Source organism: Vibrio sp. V38_P2S17PM301, assembly GCF_009904845.1.
Classification (GTDB): domain Bacteria; phylum Pseudomonadota; class Gammaproteobacteria; order Enterobacterales; family Vibrionaceae; genus Vibrio; species Vibrio proteolyticus.
On the sequence record NZ_WXWO01000098.1, the window covers coordinates 69,121 to 89,684 of the forward strand.

Here is a 20,564-nt window from a genome sequence, read left to right on the forward strand (position 1 = left end):
GAAGATGAATAGGTTATGCAAGATCGCATAGCTGTTATGAAGAAAGCGCAATATGACCAGTAGTGAAGTTCGCGGTACTAGACTGCATAAGATCGCCTTGACCAAAAAAGTCCACCATGACGAAAAACAGCTGATCGTCAGTCAGTCGGCCAATGGCAGCAATCCCATTGCTGAAGGGCATTTCTTCTCTTATCAATGCGACCAGGCCTTCGCGTTACATGGTGGCAACAGCTATGAACTGATGAACTCTCAGGTGGTTTCCACGGCACCACCTGCTGTGATTGTCACCCTGTTGTTGGAGGGTAAGCTCGATTTCGGTTACGACGATCTGGCATTCAAACTAGAAGCGGATCAGCGACCGCAAGGCGTTATGGTCAACCTGGCCAAAGCCGCGAATTTTCGCCGGGCACTGCAGGCCAACGTCCATGTCGTCAAAGTGAATATGATGTTTCATCCTCACTGGATTCAGACCAAACTTGGCCTTCCATGCGGCATGGACTGTTTCCTTGAGCATCACAAAAATCATCTGAATATTCGCATGACACCAGAAATCATCCGGCTTGCAGGAGAGCTGATTGCTCTGCCCTCACCGAAAAGTTTTATTGAGCGTATGAAGATGGAGAGCCTCACTTATCAGCTCATGGCGCATATTTGCCAGCAATCCGAAGCCGGAACAATCCATCAGTGTCACTGCGCAAAAACGGCAAATCAGTATGGCGAGCTTGAAGACATGATCAGTTACATCGAAACACACCTGAGTGATCCCCTCAATCTGGAACAACTGGCGCAGCAGTTTTCGATGAGCGTATCGAATCTGCAACGTCGCTTTAAGCAACAACTCGGTATGACAGTGAATCTGTATATTCGTCAGCGGCGGCTGGAGATCGCCAAGCAGCATCTGGAAAGTGGTTTGGTCACGATCACCGAAGCGGCCTACGATGCGGGCTACCAGCACCCGTCCAACTTTACCATCGCCTTCAAAAAAGCATTTGGCCAGCCACCCACGGCTTTTGTAAAACTTTGAACTCTTAGCACGGCAGGAGTAGAATCGGGGCAGATATCGCATTGCGGAGAGCAGTATGAACATTGGGGAAGTCGCCAAACTGACCGGTTTATCCAGTAAATCGATTCGTCTTTACGAAGAAAAAGGGTTAATCGCGCCACCACTTCGCAGTGAGTCTGGTTATCGTGAATACTCCAAACTGCAAATTCAGCAGCTCAACCTGATTTCACGCGCGAAAAACGCGGGCTTTTCATTGGCAGAGTGTAAAGACTTCGTGCACCTGGCCGAAGACCCACATCGACAAAGTCGTGATGTGAAAAGCCGGACCGAAGAAAAGCTCAAAGAAATCGAAGTGAAAATCCGCGAATTAACGGAAATTAAAAAACAACTCAAAAACTGGGTATCCGCTTGCCCGGGCGATTCAGGCAGCCAGTGCCCGATTATTGAAGACCTGACCAAATGAAGCAAAACAGCCGCTCAATGAGCGGCTGTTTTTCGTTAATGGTAAGTACACATACGTTTACCGTCCAGCTCTAAAACATTGAACGGCGTTTCGTAGATGTCACTGAGCACCTTCTCGTCAATCACCTCGTCTACACGTCCACCCGCCACCACTTTGCCGTGTTTCAGTGCCAGAATGATGTCTGAGTAACAAGAAGCAAAGTTGATATCGTGAATCACAACCACTACGGCTTTGTTCATTTCGTGCGCCAAACGCTGAATGGTGCGCATGATCTGGAGCGAGTGTTTGATATCGAGATTGTTCAGCGGCTCATCGAGGAAAACGTAGTCAGTGTCCTGAGCAATCACCATCGCAATGAACGCCATTTGTCGCTGGCCGCCACTCAGCTCATCCAGGTACTTGTGTTGAATGGCTTGCAGATCTAGATACGCGATTGCCTGCTCGATGATAGATTCATCCTCTGCGGTCAGTTTGCCTTTCGAATATGGAAAACGCCCAAACGAGACCATTTCCCGCACAGTAAAACGCATGGTAATGGTATTGGCCTGGCGTAGCACCGACAGCCGTTTTGCCAACGCCTGGGTGTTCCACTCCGCCAGCTCTTTGCCGTCGATCACCACCGACCCCGCATCTCGGGGAAGCAGTCGGCTCGCCATGGACAATAAGGTACTTTTTCCGGCTCCATTCGGGCCGATAATAGAGGTAACTTTGCCTTTTTCAAAGTTAGCGCTGGCCTCACTCACCACCGCTTGTTGACCAAACATTTTGGTCAGTTTTTCCAGTTTAATCATAACTATAGAATTTTATTGCGGATCAGCATCGATAAGAAATAGACGCCACCGATAAAGTTAATCACGACGCTGAGCGTGGTTGAAAATGCAAACAGGTTTTCGACAATCCATTGCCCACTCAGCAACGCAGCGACCGATAACATTGAACACCCGACCAGCAGAACGCGATGCTGAAAAGCGTTAAAAAACTCACGAGTCAGGTTGGTCACCAACAAACCAAAGAACATAATCGGCCCCACCAAAGCGGTCGAAACGGCAATCAGAATGGCCGATAACATCAGCACCCGTTTAGTTGTGCCTTCCACGTCAACACCCAGACTCACCGCATTGTCTTTATCGAGCCAGAAAACATCCAGCGTCCGGTGCATTCGGTAAAGCAACCCGCTAACCACCACCAGAATCGGCATACACAGATACACCAGATCCACTTTGACGTTGTTAAAGCTGGCAAACATGTTGGCTTGCACCGACGCAAAATCATTCGGATCCATCAGCATGATGAAAAATGACGAAATGTTGGAGAACAACTGACCCAGGATCACGCCCAGAAGCAACAATGCAATCAGGTTACGCTGCTGTTTCTGGAAATAAAACCAGAACAGCACTAACGAGAATCCCAGCATCATTGCCACAGACAAACCGAAGTTAAGGTATGCATTGAGCGCATAAGCACTCATGCCGCCAAAAGTGGCCACCACCAACACCTGTGTAAACAGGTACAGCGCGTCAAAACCCATAATGCTTGGAGTGAGAATGCGGTTGTTCGTGATGGTCTGAAACGCCATTGACGATAGCGCAATCGCGGTTCCGGCTAACACCATTGCCAAGACTTTAGGCACCCGACGGGACAGAAAATATTGATAGTTATCCGCATTTAAGCCAATGGCAATAAACAGCGTCGCGAACACCAGTGCGATCGCCAGCAGGCCGATAAGTTTGTATTTATCTTGCATGTTGCTGACCTCGCAGGATAAACACGATAAACACTCCGCCGCCGAGGATACTGATGATCATGGAAATTGGCACTTCGTATGGAAAAATCAGCGTTCGGCCAACCAAATCACACACCAGCACAATCAGAGCGCCCAGAATCGCGGTCAACGGAATGTTACGACGTAGATTGTCGCCAAAATAAAGGCTCACTAAATTGGGTACTATCAACCCAAGGAAAGGCAATTGTCCGACAATCATCACTACTGTCGCGGCCATCACCGACACCAGCATCACACCGATTACGAGCACCTGCTGATAGTTCAGCCCCAGATTGATGGCAAAGTCTTTTCCCATCCCCACCGCAGAAATACGAGCCGCATAAAGGTAACTGAACACCGCAACTGGCAAAGCGATGTAGAGCAACTCATAATCGCCCTGAAGCAGGTTGGCAAAATTGGCCACCGCCCACCCGGACAGGTTTTGGATCGCATCGTATTTATAAGCGATAAAGCTGGCTAACGAGTCCACCACATTGCCGAAAATGATCCCGATCAGCGGCACAAATACGGCGTTTTTGAACTGAACGCGCTGGATAAACTGAACGAACACCAGCGTTCCGGCCATTGCGACCAAAAAGATCAGCCATAATTGGTTTCCGTCCCCGAAGATCACCAGACTGAGCACATAACCTAGCATGGCGCACTCAATGGTGCCGGAGGTTGAAGGGGCCGCAAAGCGGTTCTGACTGATCTGCTGCATAATAAGACCAGCAATGCTCAACCCTGCCCCCGCGAGCAATATGGCCAACAAACGTGGAACGCGGCTGTAAACAAGAAGCTGCCACGCGGCAGCTTCTCCCTGAATCAGTTGTGTTACGCTCAACTCTCCGACACCGACAAACAGGGACGCAGCGCTGAGCAACAGCAAAACAAGCAATAACTTTTTCAAAGCTAACCTCTGCTTGAATTTGGCTTACATCATGCCAACAGACTGTTTCACATCGGAGATCATCTGTTCAGTGGCCGTCACACCAGAAATCGCCAGATACCAGGCATTCAGATCCAAAAACGTCATGTGCTTGTTCTGGTAAGCTTTGGTCGCTTTGATCAGGTCATTTTCAAACTCTTCTCGGGTGTGGCTCTTACCTTTGTTGACCAGCTTATCGCGGTCAATGATCAGCAAAGTTGTTGGATCAGCTTTGCGAATGTATTCGTAAGAAACAAGATCGCCGTGACGGCTGGCTTTAATGCCTTCCACGGTTGGTTTAAAACCAAAATCTTTGTAAATAGCAGAGAAGCGAGACTGCTCGCCAAACGTCGTGATGTTACCACCCGAGCTCATGACCGTCAGGGCATCAATGTTGTTGTTCTGGTTGTAGCTACGAATCGACTGAAACTCTTTGTCCAGCGCATCGATTTTTTGCTCCACTTGCTCGCTCTTGCCAAACACCTTACCCAGGTTTCGCCACTGCTCCTGAGTCGATTCCCAGTAGCCTTTTTTATCATCGGCTGCGAAGACGATGGTCGGGGCGATTTTTTTCAGCTCATCAAAGCTGGTAACCGCACGTGACCCGATGACGATCAAATCCGGCTTTTGCATGTAGATGGTTTCAAAATCCGGTTCAAACAAACTGCCAGCCGACGCATATTTGCTGTCATCGTACTTCGCCAAATACGCGGGCAGTGTCGTGGCTTTTGCTACCGCAACTGGCTCGACGCCCAGACTGTCTACAGCATCAAGAGCACCGATGCCAATCACGACAACGCGCTGAGGGTTCTGCTCCAGCGTAGTACTGCCCATTTCATGGGTAACGGTCACCGGTGCCGCCGACACTGTGAATGAAGCCAGCACCCCTAACGTGAAGATTCCGAACGAAGTTTTCATGATATACGCCTTATTAATGAGAATCATTATTATTTTGATTAGCGCAATATAGCGGCTATTATACTGCTGATCAACAAGCAATTTATTTTTCTCGCATTGGCATATAATCATTCTTAAGCCATACTTCATAAGGGTTGTAGTTGTACCGGGGTGGTACCATGGATAAAGTAGAGTTTGAGAAACTGCTCACCGAAGTGGATGACCTGACCATCTCTCAAAAAATGGAACTGGTAGAGAAACTAAGATACCAGGGACACCAAATCGATTACTTCAGTGATCTGATTACCCAGGAAGAGCTTGATATGTTGATGGAGCAATCAGACAGCCCATCAAAAAAGAGACAGAGTGAACAGATGAAATAAAAAAGCCAGTCGCAAGACTGGCTTTTTTACGTTCAGAAGAAATCGATGGAATTTCGGCCGCTGTTCTCGTCTCGACTCGGCTTGGACTTCTGCTCTTTTGGCGCGGTTTTACTGTTGGCTTTTTTGCCAGACTTGTCACCTGCCCGTTTGTGCTTTTTCTCTGCAACAGGCTTAGCTGGCTTTGACGCTGGCTGTTTGGCCTTAGGTTCTGGCTCACTTACCGGCGCATCGCACAATACAACGTAGTATTCCTGATTGAATTCAAAGAAATCACCATCGTAAAGCTTGCGGCGCTTGCGTGTTTCCAGCTCGCCGTTGACCGCAACATAACCTTCTGCGATGGCATGTTTGGCTTCACCACCGCCACTCACCAGGTTGGCGATCTTCATTACTTTGTACAGCTCTATCGGCTGAGCAGAAACCTCAATGCCCTCGGCCTCGATTTCAATTTCCTGCTCATGTTGCTCGTTCAATTCTGTTGTCATAACAAACCTGACTTTGTTTTCGTTGCCGCAGTGTACCGCTATTATCAGGCGGGATACAGTTTTCTCAACATACGCCGGCGTGAAAAAACGCGTTGTGCGATTTCTGCCGCCAAACAACCACCACCTTTCTAGCAAGGTGTCCGTTTGATACGCTTAAGAGCGCTTCTCTGCGAAGCGCTCAACCCATCAGACAACGGCGGACACCATCGAAATCAGGATTGAAACGCCGGTCGGGCTGACACACATTCAAACCACTGTGCTATGTGCGTAAAGCGGTTCAACACTTCAATATTCAACCCCTTCATCGCAAACCCGATAAAGATATAGCTTGTGATATCCACGATGGTGAAGTGTTCACCAGCCACATATGAGCTTTCCGCCAAGCGTTGATCCAGTTGTGGCAAGAACGCCTCAACCCTGGCCTTCGATTCTACGCCCCACGCTTCCACACAATGTTCCCGGTCTTTATACATACCTGTCAGGTTGCGAAACGCCTGAAAACCAGCCACCAACCCTTGAAACTCAACCACTCGATGCCACATCTCCACCTGCGCTTTTTCCAGTGCGTTGCGACCAAACAACGCGTGGTCATTCGGAGTCACTTCATCGAAATAACGGCAGATAGCGACACTTTCACATACGGTCGTACCGTCATCCAGTTCCAGCAAAGGCACCTTACCATTCACACACTTGCGTAGAAATTCGTCCGTAAGATTTTCTCCTTCACGCACATTAACCTGAACTCGTGGCACATCAACTCCCAGCTCTTTAAGAAACAGGGAGACGCGTCGGCAACTCGGGGTCATTTCAGTTTCATAAATTTTCATGTCACTTCCTTATATGACTTTTTCAGAACGATCGTTTAGATTACAATCTAGATAATTTCTAAACGTTCAGTCAAGAATTATTTTAGTCAGGAATTCATCTCTGCATGGCACGAAAAAGTAACTTTGACCGGCAAGAAAAACTGCTGGAAGCAATGGAATTGTTTTGGCAACGAGGCTACGCCAATACAGCCATCTCCGATTTGGTCGATACCCTAAAAATCAACCGCTTCAGTCTGTACAACACATTTGGTGACAAGCAGTCGTTGTACTACGAAGCGCTCGATGCGTACCTTAACAGTGTCTCGTTCCCGTCCGCACAAACTTTGGACACTTCCGACGCTGACTGGACTGAGCTGAGAACGTTCCTGATCAGTTTTGCCAAACTACAGCGCCGCCGACCTTGTGGTTGTTTCATGCAAAATGCACTGGTGGAGCATGCTGGCCAGGACGACCAGGTTCTCAGTAAAGGGCATCATCTGTTCGACTTTCTGTTGCAACGCATCGAATGTGCGCTGCACAACGGGCAAAAGAACGCGAAAGTGCGGGACGATCTCTCCTCACATCAGTTGGCCTGCCTGATACTTAACCAGATGCAGGGAATGCGGGTGCTCGGTAAGGCAAAGCGTTACCAGGATCTCGATAATGCGTTAGAATGCCTGCTGTTGTTAGTCGAGAACCCGAACTATGAGCGACATTAAAGCCTACGCCATCCGACTCACCCGAGGGGATGATCTGAAACAGGCAATCCAACATCTTGTAGTTCAGCGTCACATCCAGGCGGGCAGTATCGCATCTTGCGTGGGCAGTTTATCGCAATTGCATGTGAGACTGGCGGGCGCCGAACAGAACATGCGACGGTGTGAATCTTATGAAATCGTATCACTGATGGGCACACTGACCCCTCAACATCAGCATCTTCACATCAGTGTTTCTGACGTTAACGGTCAGGTATGGGGAGGGCATGTCCTCGACGGATGCCTCATTGATACGACCGCAGAGCTGATCATTCATTATTATCCAGATTACGTTTTTGACAGAGAAGACGATAAGACAACAGGATACAGTGAGCTATCTATCAAAAACGTCAGCTCACCCCAGTAAATCTCTAAAAATTAAGTTATTTTTTATAAATTGTCGCCTAACTAAAGTACCATGCTTCATAAATGTTTCATCGACAGCCGTTATGTTACTCAGACCTCAAACTTATTTAGTCTATCCAAACAGTAACGCTGATTCCGCAAACTGATACGAAGCGCAAACAGTCACAAGCCTGGTTGGATGGCATTCACTCTTCCACCTGGTTATGTTGGCGAAACTCGACTTAATGGAAACTTCTCCCGTCGTGAGAGACTATTACGATCAAATGATGAAGGACAGCTTCATCAACATTCTGGATGTATTCAATGAAGGCATTTTCTGTGTCAGCGTGCAGAATGAAATGTCCTTCATGAACCCCAATTTCTATCGCCAGTTCGGGCTGGGCACTGAATTTGCCCACATACAGGACTGGCTGGCATTGGTGCACCCAGATGAACGTGATGTCCTTGCCGGGGAAATACATAAGTTGCTGGAAAATCAGGTCAGCCGAATCACCAATCAATATCGGGTACGCCATTTAAGCGGACATTATATCTGGATAGAAGGCACCGCCATACTCAAGCAGCAAAACGGCAAGCGCTTTATTCTGGGGAGTCACCGGAACATTTCCGCTCAGAAGATGATGGAAGAGTATCTGCGTCAGGCGGCGCTAACCGATGTCCCATCCGGACTTGCGAATCAATCAAAACTGACCATAGAACTGGAACGCCTTGCCAGACAAGAAGAAAGCGATTACGCCCTTATCTACATTCAAAATGATGAGATGCGCTTTTACCTCAACCACTACGACACCAAACTGCTCAAACGCATGCTCAACTTCCTGTTGCGCACGCTTAACGATCTCCCTTACGAAGTATCCGAACTGTACCGTTTGCGCACCGAAGATTTTGCTCTTTTGGTCAAAGGGGATCTGTGTGACGACGAGCTGTTGTCTCTGGGTCGACACATCATGTCAAATTATCAGGAAAGCCTGTCGGCCAATAACCTGGCGTACGGCAAAGACATCAGTGTCGGGATCTACCCTCGCGTTGACCGCAAACTTTCCCCGGAAGAGGTCATAAAAATCGCCGCACGCACCTGTCAGTTTGGCCGCGAGCGCAACAGCCATCGCCTGGAGATATACAGCAGTGATACCAGACGTAAAGTGGAGCGCTTTTTCTTCATCGAGCAAGGCCTGAAAAGTGCCATTGTCAATGGTGAGTTGAACGTGAAATTCCAGCCGATCGTGGATGCACAGTCGCAGCAAGTGGCCAGTTTTGAAGCATTAGTACGTTGGCGTTCTAAAACCTTCGGAGAAATTTACCCGGATGAGTTCATTCCGGTGGCGGAGAAAAAAGGTTTGATTGTCGACCTCGGCTATGTGGTGTTTGAAAAAGCCTGCAAGTTCATTCACCGTTATCACCTGATGCACAACTGTGATGTCAAAGTGAACGTCAATGTCTCCGTGGTGCAGTTACTGACGCCGCAGTTCCCGGAGCAGGTCAACAATATCGCCACGCGGGCCAATGTTCCTACGTGTAACATCGTGCTGGAGCTGACGGAAACCGTTATTCTTGATAATAACGAGTACGCGCGACGTCAGCTAAAAGAGCTGAAACAATACGGATTTAACCTGTCGCTGGATGACTTTGGCGCCGGCTACAGCTCACTCAACAGCTTTTTCGAGCTGCCCCTGAGCCAAATCAAAATCGATAAAGCGCTGGCCTGGCACTCGCTTAAACATCGGGTATCGTTCGACTATCTCGAATTCATCACTCAACTGTGCCGTACAAATGGCGTAGATGTAGTAATCGAGGGTATTGAAGATGCTCAAATGCAAAAAACGTTTGCCGAGATGGGCGCGACCTACCTGCAAGGATACTGGTTCTCCAAGCCACTGAGTATCGCCAGCGCCAGTCAATTCACCCTATGAGAGGGAGCATCATGGCGCCGACGGCTACCGATAGGGCTGCTGCCAAGTTTTTAGGTTTTCACCGCCATCACCTTAGAACTTGTCACTGCGAAGTCTGCGGTTTTTTCTGAATGCTTTTCACCTAATCACCAAACCGGCAGTGCTGCTAAAAACTGGATAAGCTCACGAGCTGTTGGGTGTATTCCTGTTGCGGATGACTGAACATGGCTTGAGTTTCACCCTGCTCAATCACTTCGCCATTACGCATTACAATCGTGTAGTGACAGAGCGATTTAACCACATTCAAATCGTGACTGATAAACAGATAGGTCAACCCGTATTTTTCTTGCAGTGACTTAAGGAGATCCAATACCTGAGCCTGCACGGTGCGGTCAAGTGACGAGGTCGGTTCGTCCAGTAAGATGAACTCGGGCTTGAGAATCAATGCCCGCGCAATCGCAATACGCTGTCGCTGACCACCGGAGAATTCATTCGGATAACGGTGCCGGGTCTGCGGATCCAAATCCACCTCTTCCATCACCTCGCATATCATACGATCGAGCACATCTTCATCTAATTGCTGGTGATGAACCCGCAAACCTTCACCAATCACCTGAGCAACTGACATTCTCGGATTGAGCGCCGAAAACGGGTCTTGAAATACCACCTGCATTATACTCCGATACGGCAGCATGCCTTTTCGATCCAATGCCTGCAAATCCGTTCCGGAATAAACGATACTGCCTTCAGAAGCGACCAACTTCAGAATTGCCATACCGGTCGTGGATTTTCCTGAGCCACTTTCTCCAACCAGGCCAATGGAGTGGCCCCGCTTTAACTCAAACGCCATGTTTGTCACCGCTTTTACGTGTGACATAACCCGCTTAAATAATCCACCAGTGATCGGGAACCAGACTTTCAGTTGTTCCACGCTCAGCAGCGTTTCATTACCGAATGGGACATCCACCGGCAATCCTCGTGGATCGGAGTTGATCAACTGACGCGTATAGGGATGCTGTGGTTCAGAAAACAGAGCCTTACATTCTCCTTGTTCAACCAATTTTCCGTCCTGCATCACCGCCACACGATCCGCGATGCGGCGCACAATCGACAAATCATGGGTAATGAACAACATCGCCATCCCCAACTCTTGTTGCAACGATTTCAACAAATCGAGAATCTGAGCCTGAACCGACACATCCAACGCCGTGGTGGGTTCATCGGCAATCAGCAGCTCAGGTTCATTGATGAGTGCCATGGCAATCATCACCCGTTGCCGCTCTCCACCTGAGAGCTCGTGCGGGTATGCATTGATTTTGACTTTAGGATGGCGGATGCCCACTTTGTCGAGCCAGGTAATCGCTAACGACTCCGCTTTGTTGGTGCGCATGCCGCGGTGAACCGCCAGAGTTTCCACCAACTGCTTGCCAATTTTGTGCAGTGGATTCAACGATACCATTGGCTCTTGAAAGATCATACCAATCCGCCCGCCACGAATACCGCGAAGCTGACGTTCTGAGCACGTGAGCATGTCAACGCCATCAAACTGGATCTGCCCATTCAGATAATGCGCTGATCCTCGGGGCAACAATTTAAGTACCGAGTTGGCCGTCACCGACTTACCCGAGCCGCTCTCCCCAACTAATGCCAGCGTTTCACCCTTATTGATGGAAAAAGAGACCTTGTCTGTTACTTGTTCGATGTTGCTGCTGCGGCCAAAACCAACCGACAGCTCCCGGATTGTTAATACTGTTTTCGTCATCAGGATCTCCCTTGTTGGTGCGGGTCAAACGCATCCCGGACCGCTTCGCCAATAAACACCAGTAACGTTAGCATCAAAGAAAGAACCATAAACGCTGAAATGCCCAGCCAGGGAGCCTGAAGGTTCGCTTTACCTTGCGCCAGCAGTTCACCCAGCGATGGCGAACCGGCCGGCAATCCAAAACCCAGGAAATCCAGTGAAGTCAGTGTCGTGACAGAGCCGGAAAGAATGAACGGCATCATGGTCAGTGAAGCGACCATGGCATTTGGCAACATATGTCTGAGCATGATGCGTTTGTCATCCACGCCCATTGCCTGCGCGGCTCTCACGTAGTCAAAATTGCGGCAACGCAGAAATTCCGCGCGAACGATACCGACCAGACTCATCCAACTGAACAGCACCATAATGCCCAGCAACCACCAGAAGTTCGGCTCAACAAAACTCGACAAGATGATCAGCAGAAACAAGGTGGGCATTCCCGACCAGATCTCAATAAAACGTTGCCCAAACAGATCCAGCCAGCCTCCGTAGTAACCTTGTGTCGCACCCACCGCAACACCAACCACACTCGATACAATGGTGAGCACGAAACCAAAGAGCACCGAAATACGAAAGCCATAGATAATTCTGGCCAAGACATCCCGACCTTTGTCATCGGTTCCCAGCCAGTTAACGGCATCCGGTGCCGACGGTACTGACCCCTGGATATTGTAATTGATCGTGTCATAGCCGAAACGGATCAACGGCCAAACAACAAATCCCTTCTCTTCAATCAGTTCCAGAATATACGGATCCGTGTAATCCGCGGCAATGTCGAATTCGCCGCCAAAATCGGTTTCTGCGTACTCATGAAACACCGGGAAAAACCATTGATTGTCATAGTCGACAAACAGCGGCCGATCGTTTGCAACCAGTTCGGCAAATAAACTGATGATAAACAATACAGAAAAAAACCATAACGACCACCAGCCACGTTTATTGGCACGGAAACGTTGCCAGCGCGCTTCATTTAACGGGTTTCTTCTTCTGGATGACACTAACTTCATTAACGCGCCTCAAAGTCGATGCGAGGATCGACCCATGTGTAAGTCAGATCGGAAATAATACTCAGGATTAATCCCAGCAAAGTCATGATATACAGTGAGCTGAACACAACCGGATAGTCGCGCTGAATCGTCGATTCAAAACCCAGTAGGCCAATGCCTTCGAGCGAAAACATTACTTCGATCAACATAGAACCGGTGAAGAAAATACTGATAAAGGCGCTGGGAAAACCCGCAATAATGATCAACATGGCATTGCGGAAGACATGTTTGTATAAAATGCTGCGCTCATCCAACCCTTTCGCTCTGGCTGTGACAACGTACTGTTTATTGATTTCATCGAGGAAAGAGTTTTTCGTCAACATACTCAGGGTTGCAAATCCGCCAATCACCATCGCCAGGATAGGCAGCGTTAAATGCCAAAAGTAGTCGGCAATCTGCTGATACCAGGTCAGTTGTTCAAAGTTGCCAGACACGAGCCCGCGTAGAGGGAACCAACTGAAATAGTTCCCACTGGCGAACACAATGATCAGGATGATGGCAAACAAAAAGCCCGGAATAGCATAACCGACGATGACCACCGCACTAGACCAGATATCAAATCGCGAGCCGTGGTGGATAGCCTTGAGGATCCCCAAGGGGATAGAGATCAAATAGATAATCAGCGTACTCCACAAGCCAAGAGAGATCGAGACCGGTAAACGCTCCACAATCAGGTCGATGACGTTCCCACCTTTAAACAGACTTTCGCCAAAGTTAAAGGTGATGTAATTACTGAGCATGTCCCAGTAACGTTCAAGAATGGGCTTATCAAAGCCGAACTGTTTGCGTATTTCAGCGACCACTTCAGGATCTAACCCGCGAGAACCCTTGTACCCTGTCGGAGAGCCATTGTCGCTGGCCGACGGTAAGTCGACTTCACTACCGCCACCGGCAAAGCGCTCCATGATACCCGAGTTATGCCCTTCTAATTGGGCAATGGCCTGCTCTACCGGCCCACCCGGCGCAATCTGGATAATAAAAAAGTTAATCGTGATGATCGCCCACAACGTGGGGATCACCAATAATAGACGCCTGAATATGTAAGCTGCCATTTATCCCTCTTTTCAGCGACGCTTCTCTGGTAGCTTTTGCGCTTTCTGCTTGTCTACCCACCATGTGTCCACACCGAGGTCGTACTTCGGTATCTCATTAGGGCGACCAAATTTGTCCCACATTGCAACCCGGTACATGCTGGTGTGCCATTGAGGAATGATATAAAAACCCCATTGCAATACCCGATCCAGCGCACGGCCCAAGGTCAGTAGCTTCTCCGGGTCCTGCTGATTTTTCGCAATTTCTTCGGTCAACTTGTCAACCACAGGGCTACGCACACCGGCAGTATTGTACGTGGAATCAATATAATGAGAGTTCCAGATAATCAATAAATTCGGGCTAGGATACGGGTTGGGTGAGTAGGACGACGAGACCATATCGAAATCACGTTCTCGCAGACGCTTGGTGTACTGCGTCGTATCGATAGAACGGATCTTCATGCTGATCCCCATTCGCTGAAGGTTTTTCTGCACCGGTATCGCAATCCGCTCGGTAGTTGGGCTGTAGATCAGCATTTCAAATTCCAGTGGTTCACCTGTTTTCACGTTGGTCATCACTTTGTCTTTCAGTTCCCAGCCCGCTTGCTTGAGCAAGGCAAACGCTTTGCGCATCTGGCTCCGAATCCGGCCACTGCCATCGGTCACCGGCGGCTGATATTCTTCCGTAAACAGTCGCGGCGGCAGTTGGTCTTTAAATAGCTCTAATACGGCACGTTCACCCGCTCCGGGTGTCCCTTTCGCTTCGTAGTCCGTGTTTTGAAAGTAGCTGCGCGTGCGAGTGTACTGGTCGTAGAACATATTCTTGTTCATCCACTCGAAGTCCATACCATAACTGAGCGCTTCACGAACTCTTGGGTCTTTGAAAACAGGACGTTCGGTATTGAACACAAACCCCATTGCAGCGGCTGGCTGTTGATGCGGGATCTCTTGCTTTTTGATGAAACCTTTATCGAAGTTCACGCCGGTGTAAGACGTTGCCCAGAACTTCGCTGAGGCTTCCTGACGAAAGTCAAATTCTCCGGCTTTAAACGCTTCCAGCATCACTGTGTCATCGCGGTAGTAATCGTATTGAATGCGGGTAAAGTTATTACGCCCCACATTGACTGGCAGGCTTTTCGCCCAATAAGTCTCATCCAGGCCATACGTAACACTCTGACCTGACTTATAATCCACAATTTTATATGGACCGCTGCCCACCGGAGGCGTATTCAGCGGTTCGGCAAAGTTCTTATCTTTCCAGAAGTGTTCTGGCAATACCCGTGTCGACTGCATAAAGCTGAACAGTTTTTCCCGGTTTGGCGTCGCCATATCAATGCGCACCGTGAGCTTGTCTTTCACCGTCACGGACTTGATGTCTTGAAAATAGACCCGATACTGCGGAACTCCTTCCGTCATAAATTTATTGAACGTAAATGCCACATCTTCTGCCGTAATGGGCTCACCGTCCTGAAAACGCGCATCAGGATTGATGTCTATCTCCCCCCACGTGAAATCATCAGAATAACGCACCTTCTTGGCAATCAAGGGGTAATAAGCGTCAATCTCATCGCTGGGTGAAAACATCAGTGAATCGTACAATTCCGCGGTGCGTGCCGCGGCGACGCCTCTTGATGCATAGCGGTTGAAGTTGTCGTACGTACCAATCGCACCAAAGGTGATGCTACCGTATTTCGGGGCATCAGGATTCACGTAGTCAAAATGGGAAAAGTTTTCCGGATACTTCGCTTCTCCAAAGCCGACCAGCCTGGTTGTTTCGACCACGGCGGCACCACTGGCGGCGCTGAGTAACGATATGGATACGCCAAGTACGATGCGATTCATTTTCCCCATCTGGTAATCTCCCTGAACTTCTCTTATCTCTTAAACGGCTTAGACGCGTTTAATATTAATAAATCAATCACTTGAATAAGTATAGAGAAGAATACCAACCTTGAGACCGTTTTTGAAAAACAAATCGAACTTTCTTTTGCTGCGGTTATCTCAACTAAAAATGAGAAGGAGTGACTATGATCGTAACAACAACCCCAAATGTAGAAGGTAAACGGATTGTGGCTTACAAAGGCGTGATCGCTGGCGAAGCCATTCTTGGTGCGAACTTGTTTAAAGATATGTTCGCGGGTATCCGCGATCTGGTCGGCGGCCGTTCTGGCACCTACGAGCGGGAGCTGCAACGTGCCCGCGAAATTGCGTTTCAGGAACTGGAGCAAAAAGCGCAAGACCTCGGCGCTAATGCCGTGGTCGGTGTCGATATAGATTATGAAGTGCTTGGTCAGGGCAATGGAATGCTGATGGTTTCTGCCAGCGGAACGGCTGTTGTCGTAGACTGAACATGGAACATAAAGCCGCTGAACAATCAGCGGCTTTATCGTTAAATCATCTCTTTGGCAATCAACTGGAGCAAATACGTTTCTCTCTCGATGCTCATGCCTTTTTTCGGGCTGTCTGCTATAGTCTTTTCGTTATGGGCAATAGCCTCGTGGATGTTCATCCAGACCGCTTTCATGCCATTTTTTATCTCATAATCTTCATAGCGAGTTTCGCCCAGCTCACGATCAATTTTGCACGTATAGCAGTATGAGATCATATGAACAATGTCTGCATTGTCTTTGTACCAGGGACGGAACTCCTCATAGATACCATACGGCTTGATGCTGTGAATGTTGTTCGCCCCGGTTTCCTCTTCCAGCTCGCGGATCATGCCCTCAATGACGTCTTCACCTTCATCAATCCCTCCACCAGGAATGGAGTAATCATGATAACGCTCGGTATAGAGTAAAAGAATGTCTTCTCCATCCACCACAATCGCACGAGCTGCATTGCGCTTGAACACAATCTTATTGTCGAGGTGGTCAATGTCAGGATGGAGTGTGGTTTTGATATGTCGCATAAATCGGAGCCAGAGATTGTCAGAGCGTCGATTATACCTCCGGTTAACCAGATCTCAACCGGAGGCTGCGATGGCGTTTAACAGGCGTGTAAACCTAAACGCATAATATGTTGCGGACCCGCATTACCACCATAGTAAAACGTCTGGGTGTCTTCGAACCCGACTTTCTCGTAGCAATGACGGGCAACCGGATTTTTACAATTCACCGTCAGATACAGCCAGTTAAACGCCGGATAAGTGCTCTGGATAAATGACTTAATAACCGACATCGCTCGGGTACCTAAACCTTGCCCCTGGAAACGCTGGTCGATAAAGAATGCACGAAACCCAAGTGTTCCCGCTTCGCAAAAATCATGCGCATGCTGATAGGTCATATCCGTCAAGAAAAAACCGATCACAGCGCCATCGGCAAGAATCACATTGGGGTGAACTGCCGTGGAAATCAAACACAAAATCTCGTTAATGTCGCCAACATACTGCATCTGCTCCTGAGAAACGCTCAGGTCGCAGACCTCTTCATAATGGGAGGGCGTCATTTGTTCAATTTTAATCATTATATTGTCCTTAAGAAGTCAGAACTGCATTCCTTTGCAAGCAGAGAACCGCCCAATACCACTTAACTGGTATTGCCGATAAACCGTACTCCACCATAGAAACGAGGTCATTGAATTTCAAAGGAATTGTTTAAAAATGAGGTGTCGTCACGCAACCGCATCGTCTTGTTACTTGCAATTGGACAAAAAAATGCCACAAACATTCCGTTTGTGGCGTTACATAATTATATGCGTATAAATTGGCGAGGGTCTAATGTTGATATCAGAACCAGAGCGAAAAACTCACGTCTCCAAATCAAATTAAACATCCAGGAAAAGCCCATTGAAAAAATCACTGACACTTTTCCCACTCCTGAAGTCGCAACGTCAGACATAAATAGCTTCAGGAGCGTTTGTATTATGGCTGAGCTACCGGGCGATAACAGGTTGTAAAATACAACTTGACAAATAGTAAAAACATAAGCGATGCGGGTTTTGTCACTGATAAAACCGTTACCAGGATCACTTTATATTCGCGAAATTATCAGTTAAACGAGGCGTAAATCGTCGGTCGATTGGATTTTTATCGATTGACCTTTGTAACTGATGTAGCTGCCTTGACAATAAAGCCGGACGAGTTTCAAAATGACCTTCTTTCATCAATTTCCTACGATTAAACCGTTAACATGGATGTACGTGATTTAAATATGGAAATGGCCTCTAAACAGTTTAATGAGGTTATTTCAATCAGTGACAACCGCGTTATCCATCTCGCTTTTTCAAGAATCAATATTGATAACAATCTCGTTAATACCATTTCGACGGATTACGAATGGCATTTAATGTATTGGGATTCCGGTTTGTATCGCAATATTGGTTCGCGTATGCGCAGTGGTATCACAGAGTGGACGGCTTATCGCGATGACAATCACAACAGTTTGATGGCTCAGCGTGGGATCAAATACAAAACCGATTATACGCAATTGTCTCCAGACAATCAGTGTGTCGATATCCTCTCTGTCGCGACCAGCGCCCCTCTGCTGCCGGCAGAGCAGCATCATCTGGCCAGTTTGCGACCGGCATTAGCATTTAAAGCCGACACCATTTGGAAACATTGCCAGACAAAGCCCATCTCCTTAACACAGTCGATTCAATCTGCCCCCAACACACCTCACTCCCTAATTCAACTCAGCTCCGACAAAGATGCGTTTTTATTTGGTGATGTGTGTCTGAGCAGTAAGGAAATGGAAACCATACGCCAGTTACTTGAACTGAAAAGTATCAAAGAGATTGCGTTTTTTCATCATTGCAGCCAACAGGCTGAGCGGAATCGCATTGAAAAAATTAAAGCGAAATTCCGCTGCGAAAACCGACCACTCTCCCACCTGTTCCAACAGCTCAAACTTTATGGAGTGACTGAAGCATGTCTGCATCACTGCACCACGTATCCATCACCTGCCAGTCGTTGACAACAAGTCTGGCCTTTTATCAACAATTCGGATTCGAGATAGAAAAGCAGTACCAGGATGACAAGGTCCACATTGTGTTACTCAGTAATCAGACTTCAGCTCGAATAGAACTGTTTCAGTTTCATCATTCACCACTCACCGAATACAAAGAGGAGACTTGCTTACCCCATATACAGCGCCGTGGAATCACACATTTTGCGATTTGCGTCAGTGATATCGAAACAACAAAACAACAATTATCTGGCACAGGGAAATGCTCTGAGATATCCCTCGCCAGGCTAGGTGGCTTTAGGTACTTCTTCACACTGGATCCGGATGGAAATCAGTTGGAGATAATCGAGGAAAACAATGAAACTTAACTGGAAACAGAGATTTGGAGTTGTCTCTGGTAACGTATTCGAATTTTATGACATCGCAGTTTACGCTGCTATTTCTCCATACATCACTAAAATTTTTGAGCAACAAGGCATCAGCGAAGGTGGCATCCTGGTGTGGATCATTTTCGCCCTACGCTTCCTGCTGCGCCCACTCGGTGGCATCGTAGTCGGTAAAATCGCGGATGAACACGGCCGTAAACAGGCGCTGATTTTTACCAGTACCCTAACTGGTATTGCAACCCTGTTGATGGCGTGTCTGCCGGTGGAGTTTTTTGGTCAGTACATCATTTTTGCCTTTTTGATTCTGCAGATGGCACAAGCTTTCAGTTTTGGTGGTGAGTATCCAACCATCATCAACTATCTGTTGGAAAACACCGCAGATAAAGAGCAGTCGCGCATCAGCAGCATGATTGTGGCCAGCTCCATCGTGGGGGTGATCATTTCTGTGGTTGTGGTCGAAATCCTTAACCTGACACTGACCGGCGAGGAAATGCAACAGTACGGCTGGCGTATTCCACTGTTTATTGGCGCGGTGAACATCGCAATGAGCTTCTGGTTCCGGATGCGCTTACCACAACTTAAAGTCGCGACTGTGAAACGCGAGTTCAGTTGGTCATTGTTTACCAATATATTCGTGATTGCCATGGTCGGTGGCGTCGTGTTCTACATCCAAAACCTGTCGAGCAATATCATCAATGATCAGCTGCACATTGAACACTTCAGTTTGTACAACGCTTTGTGTCTGTTCGTTCTCCTGATTGGGACGGGTTGGCTGACCGACAAATTCAGCCACTCCCGACAAATGTTTCAGGTAGGGCTGCTCGGCGCGGTGTTACTGTTTGTACCGTCTTACTATTTGCTCAACAATGGGCAATTGGTCGTACAACTTGGAGCGCTGTTTGTGATTTCGCTGATTTCGGCGTTGATTCTCGGCAATCTGGCCACGATGCTGTTCAAAGAAGCCAATTCTCAAACGCTACCGCTCGGCCTGGGTTATAACGTTGCCCTGTCGATCTTCGGTGGGTTGAGTCCGTTGATCGTACAAGCGCTCTCTTCACAAAGCGTCACGTACGTCGGCTTTTATGCCGCTCTGGCAGCACTACCAGCGTTGGTATTCCATCGAGCTAAATTGCTTCAGGCGTAATTCCACTCCAAAATCAGAAAGAGCCGCAAAGTGCGGCTCTTTTTATTGCGATCCCAGATACTGTTCGTCCGTGACTTTCTCTTTCCAGATCGCGTTCTGGCCATCTTTTGAGGCGGTCACCACCAGATGTGTCATGGCGGCTTCAGGCGTTGCACCATGCCAATGCTCAACACCGGGAGGACACCACACGCTCTCACCTTCAGAAAAGCGAATCACGTTACCATCACGTGTGCCTTTCAGGGCGACGCCGGATGTCACGATGATGTGCTGTCCGGCGGGATGAGAATGCCAGGCACTGCGCGCGCCGGGCTGAAACGTCACATACGCCGCACTATAGTTGGCCACGTCATTTTCCGGAAACAGCATGTCCACTTGCACATGGCCTGTAAAAAGGGAATCTGGTCCAATAAAGGACTTAAGCTCCTCTCCTCGGTACACCTGTTGGGCGGGGCTCTCGCCCGCATAAGATGACGATACCCATCCCCCATTGAACATCAATGCCGCCAAGGTAACTGCAC

23 protein-coding genes are annotated in these 20,564 nt (G+C 48.3%); 10 read left to right on the forward strand and 13 right to left on the reverse strand.

The genetic code is table 11. From position 1 onward, the window contains the following. Positions 1-52: 52 nt before the first annotated feature. Positions 53-1,024, forward strand: a complete 972-nt coding sequence (locus CAG64_RS20410; protein WP_161447624.1) for a helix-turn-helix transcriptional regulator — start codon at positions 53-55, stop codon at positions 1,022-1,024. Between the two features lie 55 nt (positions 1,025-1,079). Then, positions 1,080-1,466, forward strand: coding sequence for a Cu(I)-responsive transcriptional regulator (gene cueR, locus CAG64_RS20415; RefSeq protein WP_021704798.1), 387 nt, complete (start codon positions 1,080-1,082; stop codon positions 1,464-1,466). A 35-nt stretch (positions 1,467-1,501) separates the two neighbouring features. Here cueR and vctC read toward each other — a convergent pair whose 3' ends face one another. From vctC to CAG64_RS20435, 4 genes are read right to left on the reverse strand one after another with little or no spacing between them, the layout of a single operon-like run. Further along, complete coding sequence (vctC, locus tag CAG64_RS20420) at positions 1,502-2,257, reverse strand: iron chelate ABC transporter ATP-binding protein VctC (protein WP_021704799.1); 756 nt, start codon at positions 2,255-2,257, stop codon at positions 1,502-1,504. 2 nt (positions 2,258-2,259) lie between these two features. Further along, positions 2,260-3,210, reverse strand: a complete 951-nt coding sequence (vctG, locus tag CAG64_RS20425) for an iron chelate uptake ABC transporter permease subunit VctG (protein ID WP_161447626.1) — start codon at positions 3,208-3,210, stop codon at positions 2,260-2,262. Then, a complete protein-coding gene (gene vctD, locus CAG64_RS20430) occupies positions 3,200-4,138 on the reverse strand; it encodes an iron chelate uptake ABC transporter permease subunit VctD (protein ID WP_021704801.1) in 939 nt (312 codons plus the stop codon). Before vctD ends, vctG begins: the two co-directional genes overlap by 11 nt. Positions 4,139-4,162: 24 nt before the next feature. After that, the gene (locus CAG64_RS20435) at positions 4,163-5,074 is read right to left on the reverse strand and encodes a siderophore ABC transporter substrate-binding protein (RefSeq protein WP_161447628.1); all 912 of its coding nucleotides are present in this window, start codon (positions 5,072-5,074) and stop codon (positions 4,163-4,165) included. A 158-nt stretch (positions 5,075-5,232) separates the two neighbouring features. Between CAG64_RS20435 and CAG64_RS20440 the strand changes: the two genes are divergently transcribed. Further along, entirely contained in the window at positions 5,233-5,436 is a 204-nt protein-coding gene (locus CAG64_RS20440) for a hypothetical protein (RefSeq protein WP_040902429.1), read from the forward strand. 32 nt (positions 5,437-5,468) lie between these two features. Here the strand turns inward: CAG64_RS20440 and CAG64_RS20445 are convergent, their stop codons facing one another. Both CAG64_RS20445 and CAG64_RS20450 read right to left on the reverse strand, forming a co-directional pair. Then, the gene (locus tag CAG64_RS20445; RefSeq protein ID WP_161447630.1) at positions 5,469-5,921 is read right to left on the reverse strand and encodes an RNA-binding S4 domain-containing protein; all 453 of its coding nucleotides are present in this window, start codon (positions 5,919-5,921) and stop codon (positions 5,469-5,471) included. Between the two features lie 212 nt (positions 5,922-6,133). After that, positions 6,134-6,748 carry a glutathione S-transferase gene (locus CAG64_RS20450; protein ID WP_161447632.1) on the reverse strand — a complete coding sequence of 205 codons (615 nt, stop codon included), beginning with the start codon at positions 6,746-6,748 and terminating at the stop codon, positions 6,134-6,136. A 104-nt stretch (positions 6,749-6,852) separates the two neighbouring features. Here CAG64_RS20450 and CAG64_RS20455 point away from each other — a divergent pair, with 104 nt between their 5' ends. From CAG64_RS20455 to CAG64_RS20465, 3 genes are all read left to right on the forward strand, one after another. After that, positions 6,853-7,446: a TetR/AcrR family transcriptional regulator gene (locus CAG64_RS20455; RefSeq protein WP_021704806.1), complete on the forward strand. Its 594-nt coding sequence runs from the start codon at positions 6,853-6,855 to the stop codon at positions 7,444-7,446. Continuing rightward, entirely contained in the window at positions 7,433-7,849 is a 417-nt protein-coding gene (locus tag CAG64_RS20460) for a PPC domain-containing DNA-binding protein (RefSeq protein WP_161448608.1), read from the forward strand. Before CAG64_RS20455 ends, CAG64_RS20460 begins: the two co-directional genes overlap by 14 nt. A gap of 223 nt (positions 7,850-8,072) precedes the next feature. Then, on the forward strand, positions 8,073-9,758 hold the full coding sequence (locus CAG64_RS20465) for a GGDEF domain-containing phosphodiesterase (protein ID WP_161448610.1): 1,686 nt from the start codon (positions 8,073-8,075) through the stop codon (positions 9,756-9,758). A gap of 145 nt (positions 9,759-9,903) precedes the next feature. Here the strand turns inward: CAG64_RS20465 and yejF are convergent, their stop codons facing one another. Genes yejF through CAG64_RS20485 form a run of 4 tightly spaced genes read right to left on the reverse strand, consistent with a single transcriptional unit; the run spans position 9,904 to position 15,466 of the window. Further along, a complete protein-coding gene (gene yejF, locus CAG64_RS20470; RefSeq protein WP_161448612.1) occupies positions 9,904-11,499 on the reverse strand; it encodes a microcin C ABC transporter ATP-binding protein YejF in 1,596 nt (531 codons plus the stop codon). Further along, entirely contained in the window at positions 11,499-12,545 is a 1,047-nt protein-coding gene (locus CAG64_RS20475) for an ABC transporter permease (RefSeq protein WP_161448614.1), read from the reverse strand. The genes yejF and CAG64_RS20475 overlap by 1 nt, the downstream gene beginning before the upstream one ends. After that, a complete protein-coding gene (locus tag CAG64_RS20480) occupies positions 12,545-13,636 on the reverse strand; it encodes a microcin C ABC transporter permease YejB (RefSeq protein ID WP_161448616.1) in 1,092 nt (363 codons plus the stop codon). The genes CAG64_RS20475 and CAG64_RS20480 overlap by 1 nt, the downstream gene beginning before the upstream one ends. A 12-nt stretch (positions 13,637-13,648) precedes the next feature. Continuing rightward, the gene (locus CAG64_RS20485; protein WP_161448617.1) at positions 13,649-15,466 is read right to left on the reverse strand and encodes an extracellular solute-binding protein; all 1,818 of its coding nucleotides are present in this window, start codon (positions 15,464-15,466) and stop codon (positions 13,649-13,651) included. 176 nt (positions 15,467-15,642) lie between these two features. Between CAG64_RS20485 and CAG64_RS20490 the strand changes: the two genes are divergently transcribed. After that, positions 15,643-15,963, forward strand: a complete 321-nt coding sequence (locus tag CAG64_RS20490; RefSeq protein ID WP_161448619.1) for a heavy metal-binding domain-containing protein — start codon at positions 15,643-15,645, stop codon at positions 15,961-15,963. 41 nt (positions 15,964-16,004) lie between these two features. Here CAG64_RS20490 and CAG64_RS20495 read toward each other — a convergent pair whose 3' ends face one another. Together CAG64_RS20495 and CAG64_RS20500 are read right to left on the reverse strand one after the other, a co-directional pair. After that, positions 16,005-16,523, reverse strand: a complete 519-nt coding sequence (locus CAG64_RS20495) for an NUDIX hydrolase (RefSeq protein WP_161448621.1) — start codon at positions 16,521-16,523, stop codon at positions 16,005-16,007. Positions 16,524-16,600: 77 nt separating this feature from the next. Continuing rightward, on the reverse strand, positions 16,601-17,077 hold the full coding sequence (locus tag CAG64_RS20500) for a GNAT family N-acetyltransferase (RefSeq protein WP_161448623.1): 477 nt from the start codon (positions 17,075-17,077) through the stop codon (positions 16,601-16,603). A gap of 686 nt (positions 17,078-17,763) precedes the next feature. Here CAG64_RS20500 and CAG64_RS20505 point away from each other — a divergent pair. The 3 genes from CAG64_RS20505 to CAG64_RS20515 are packed head-to-tail and all read left to right on the forward strand — an operon-like array spanning position 17,764 to position 20,046. Beyond that, entirely contained in the window at positions 17,764-18,525 is a 762-nt protein-coding gene (locus tag CAG64_RS20505) for a hypothetical protein (RefSeq protein WP_052035735.1), read from the forward strand. After that, complete coding sequence (locus tag CAG64_RS24110; RefSeq protein ID WP_161457561.1) at positions 18,480-18,884, forward strand: VOC family protein; 405 nt, start codon at positions 18,480-18,482, stop codon at positions 18,882-18,884. Before CAG64_RS20505 ends, CAG64_RS24110 begins: the two co-directional genes overlap by 46 nt. After that, complete coding sequence (locus tag CAG64_RS20515; protein WP_161457562.1) at positions 18,874-20,046, forward strand: MFS transporter; 1,173 nt, start codon at positions 18,874-18,876, stop codon at positions 20,044-20,046. The genes CAG64_RS24110 and CAG64_RS20515 overlap by 11 nt, the downstream gene beginning before the upstream one ends. Positions 20,047-20,088: 42 nt before the next feature. Here CAG64_RS20515 and CAG64_RS20520 read toward each other — a convergent pair whose 3' ends face one another. Continuing rightward, positions 20,089-20,541, reverse strand: coding sequence for a (R)-mandelonitrile lyase (locus CAG64_RS20520; protein ID WP_237668155.1), 453 nt, complete (start codon positions 20,539-20,541; stop codon positions 20,089-20,091). Between the last annotated feature and the right edge of the window lie 23 nt (positions 20,542-20,564).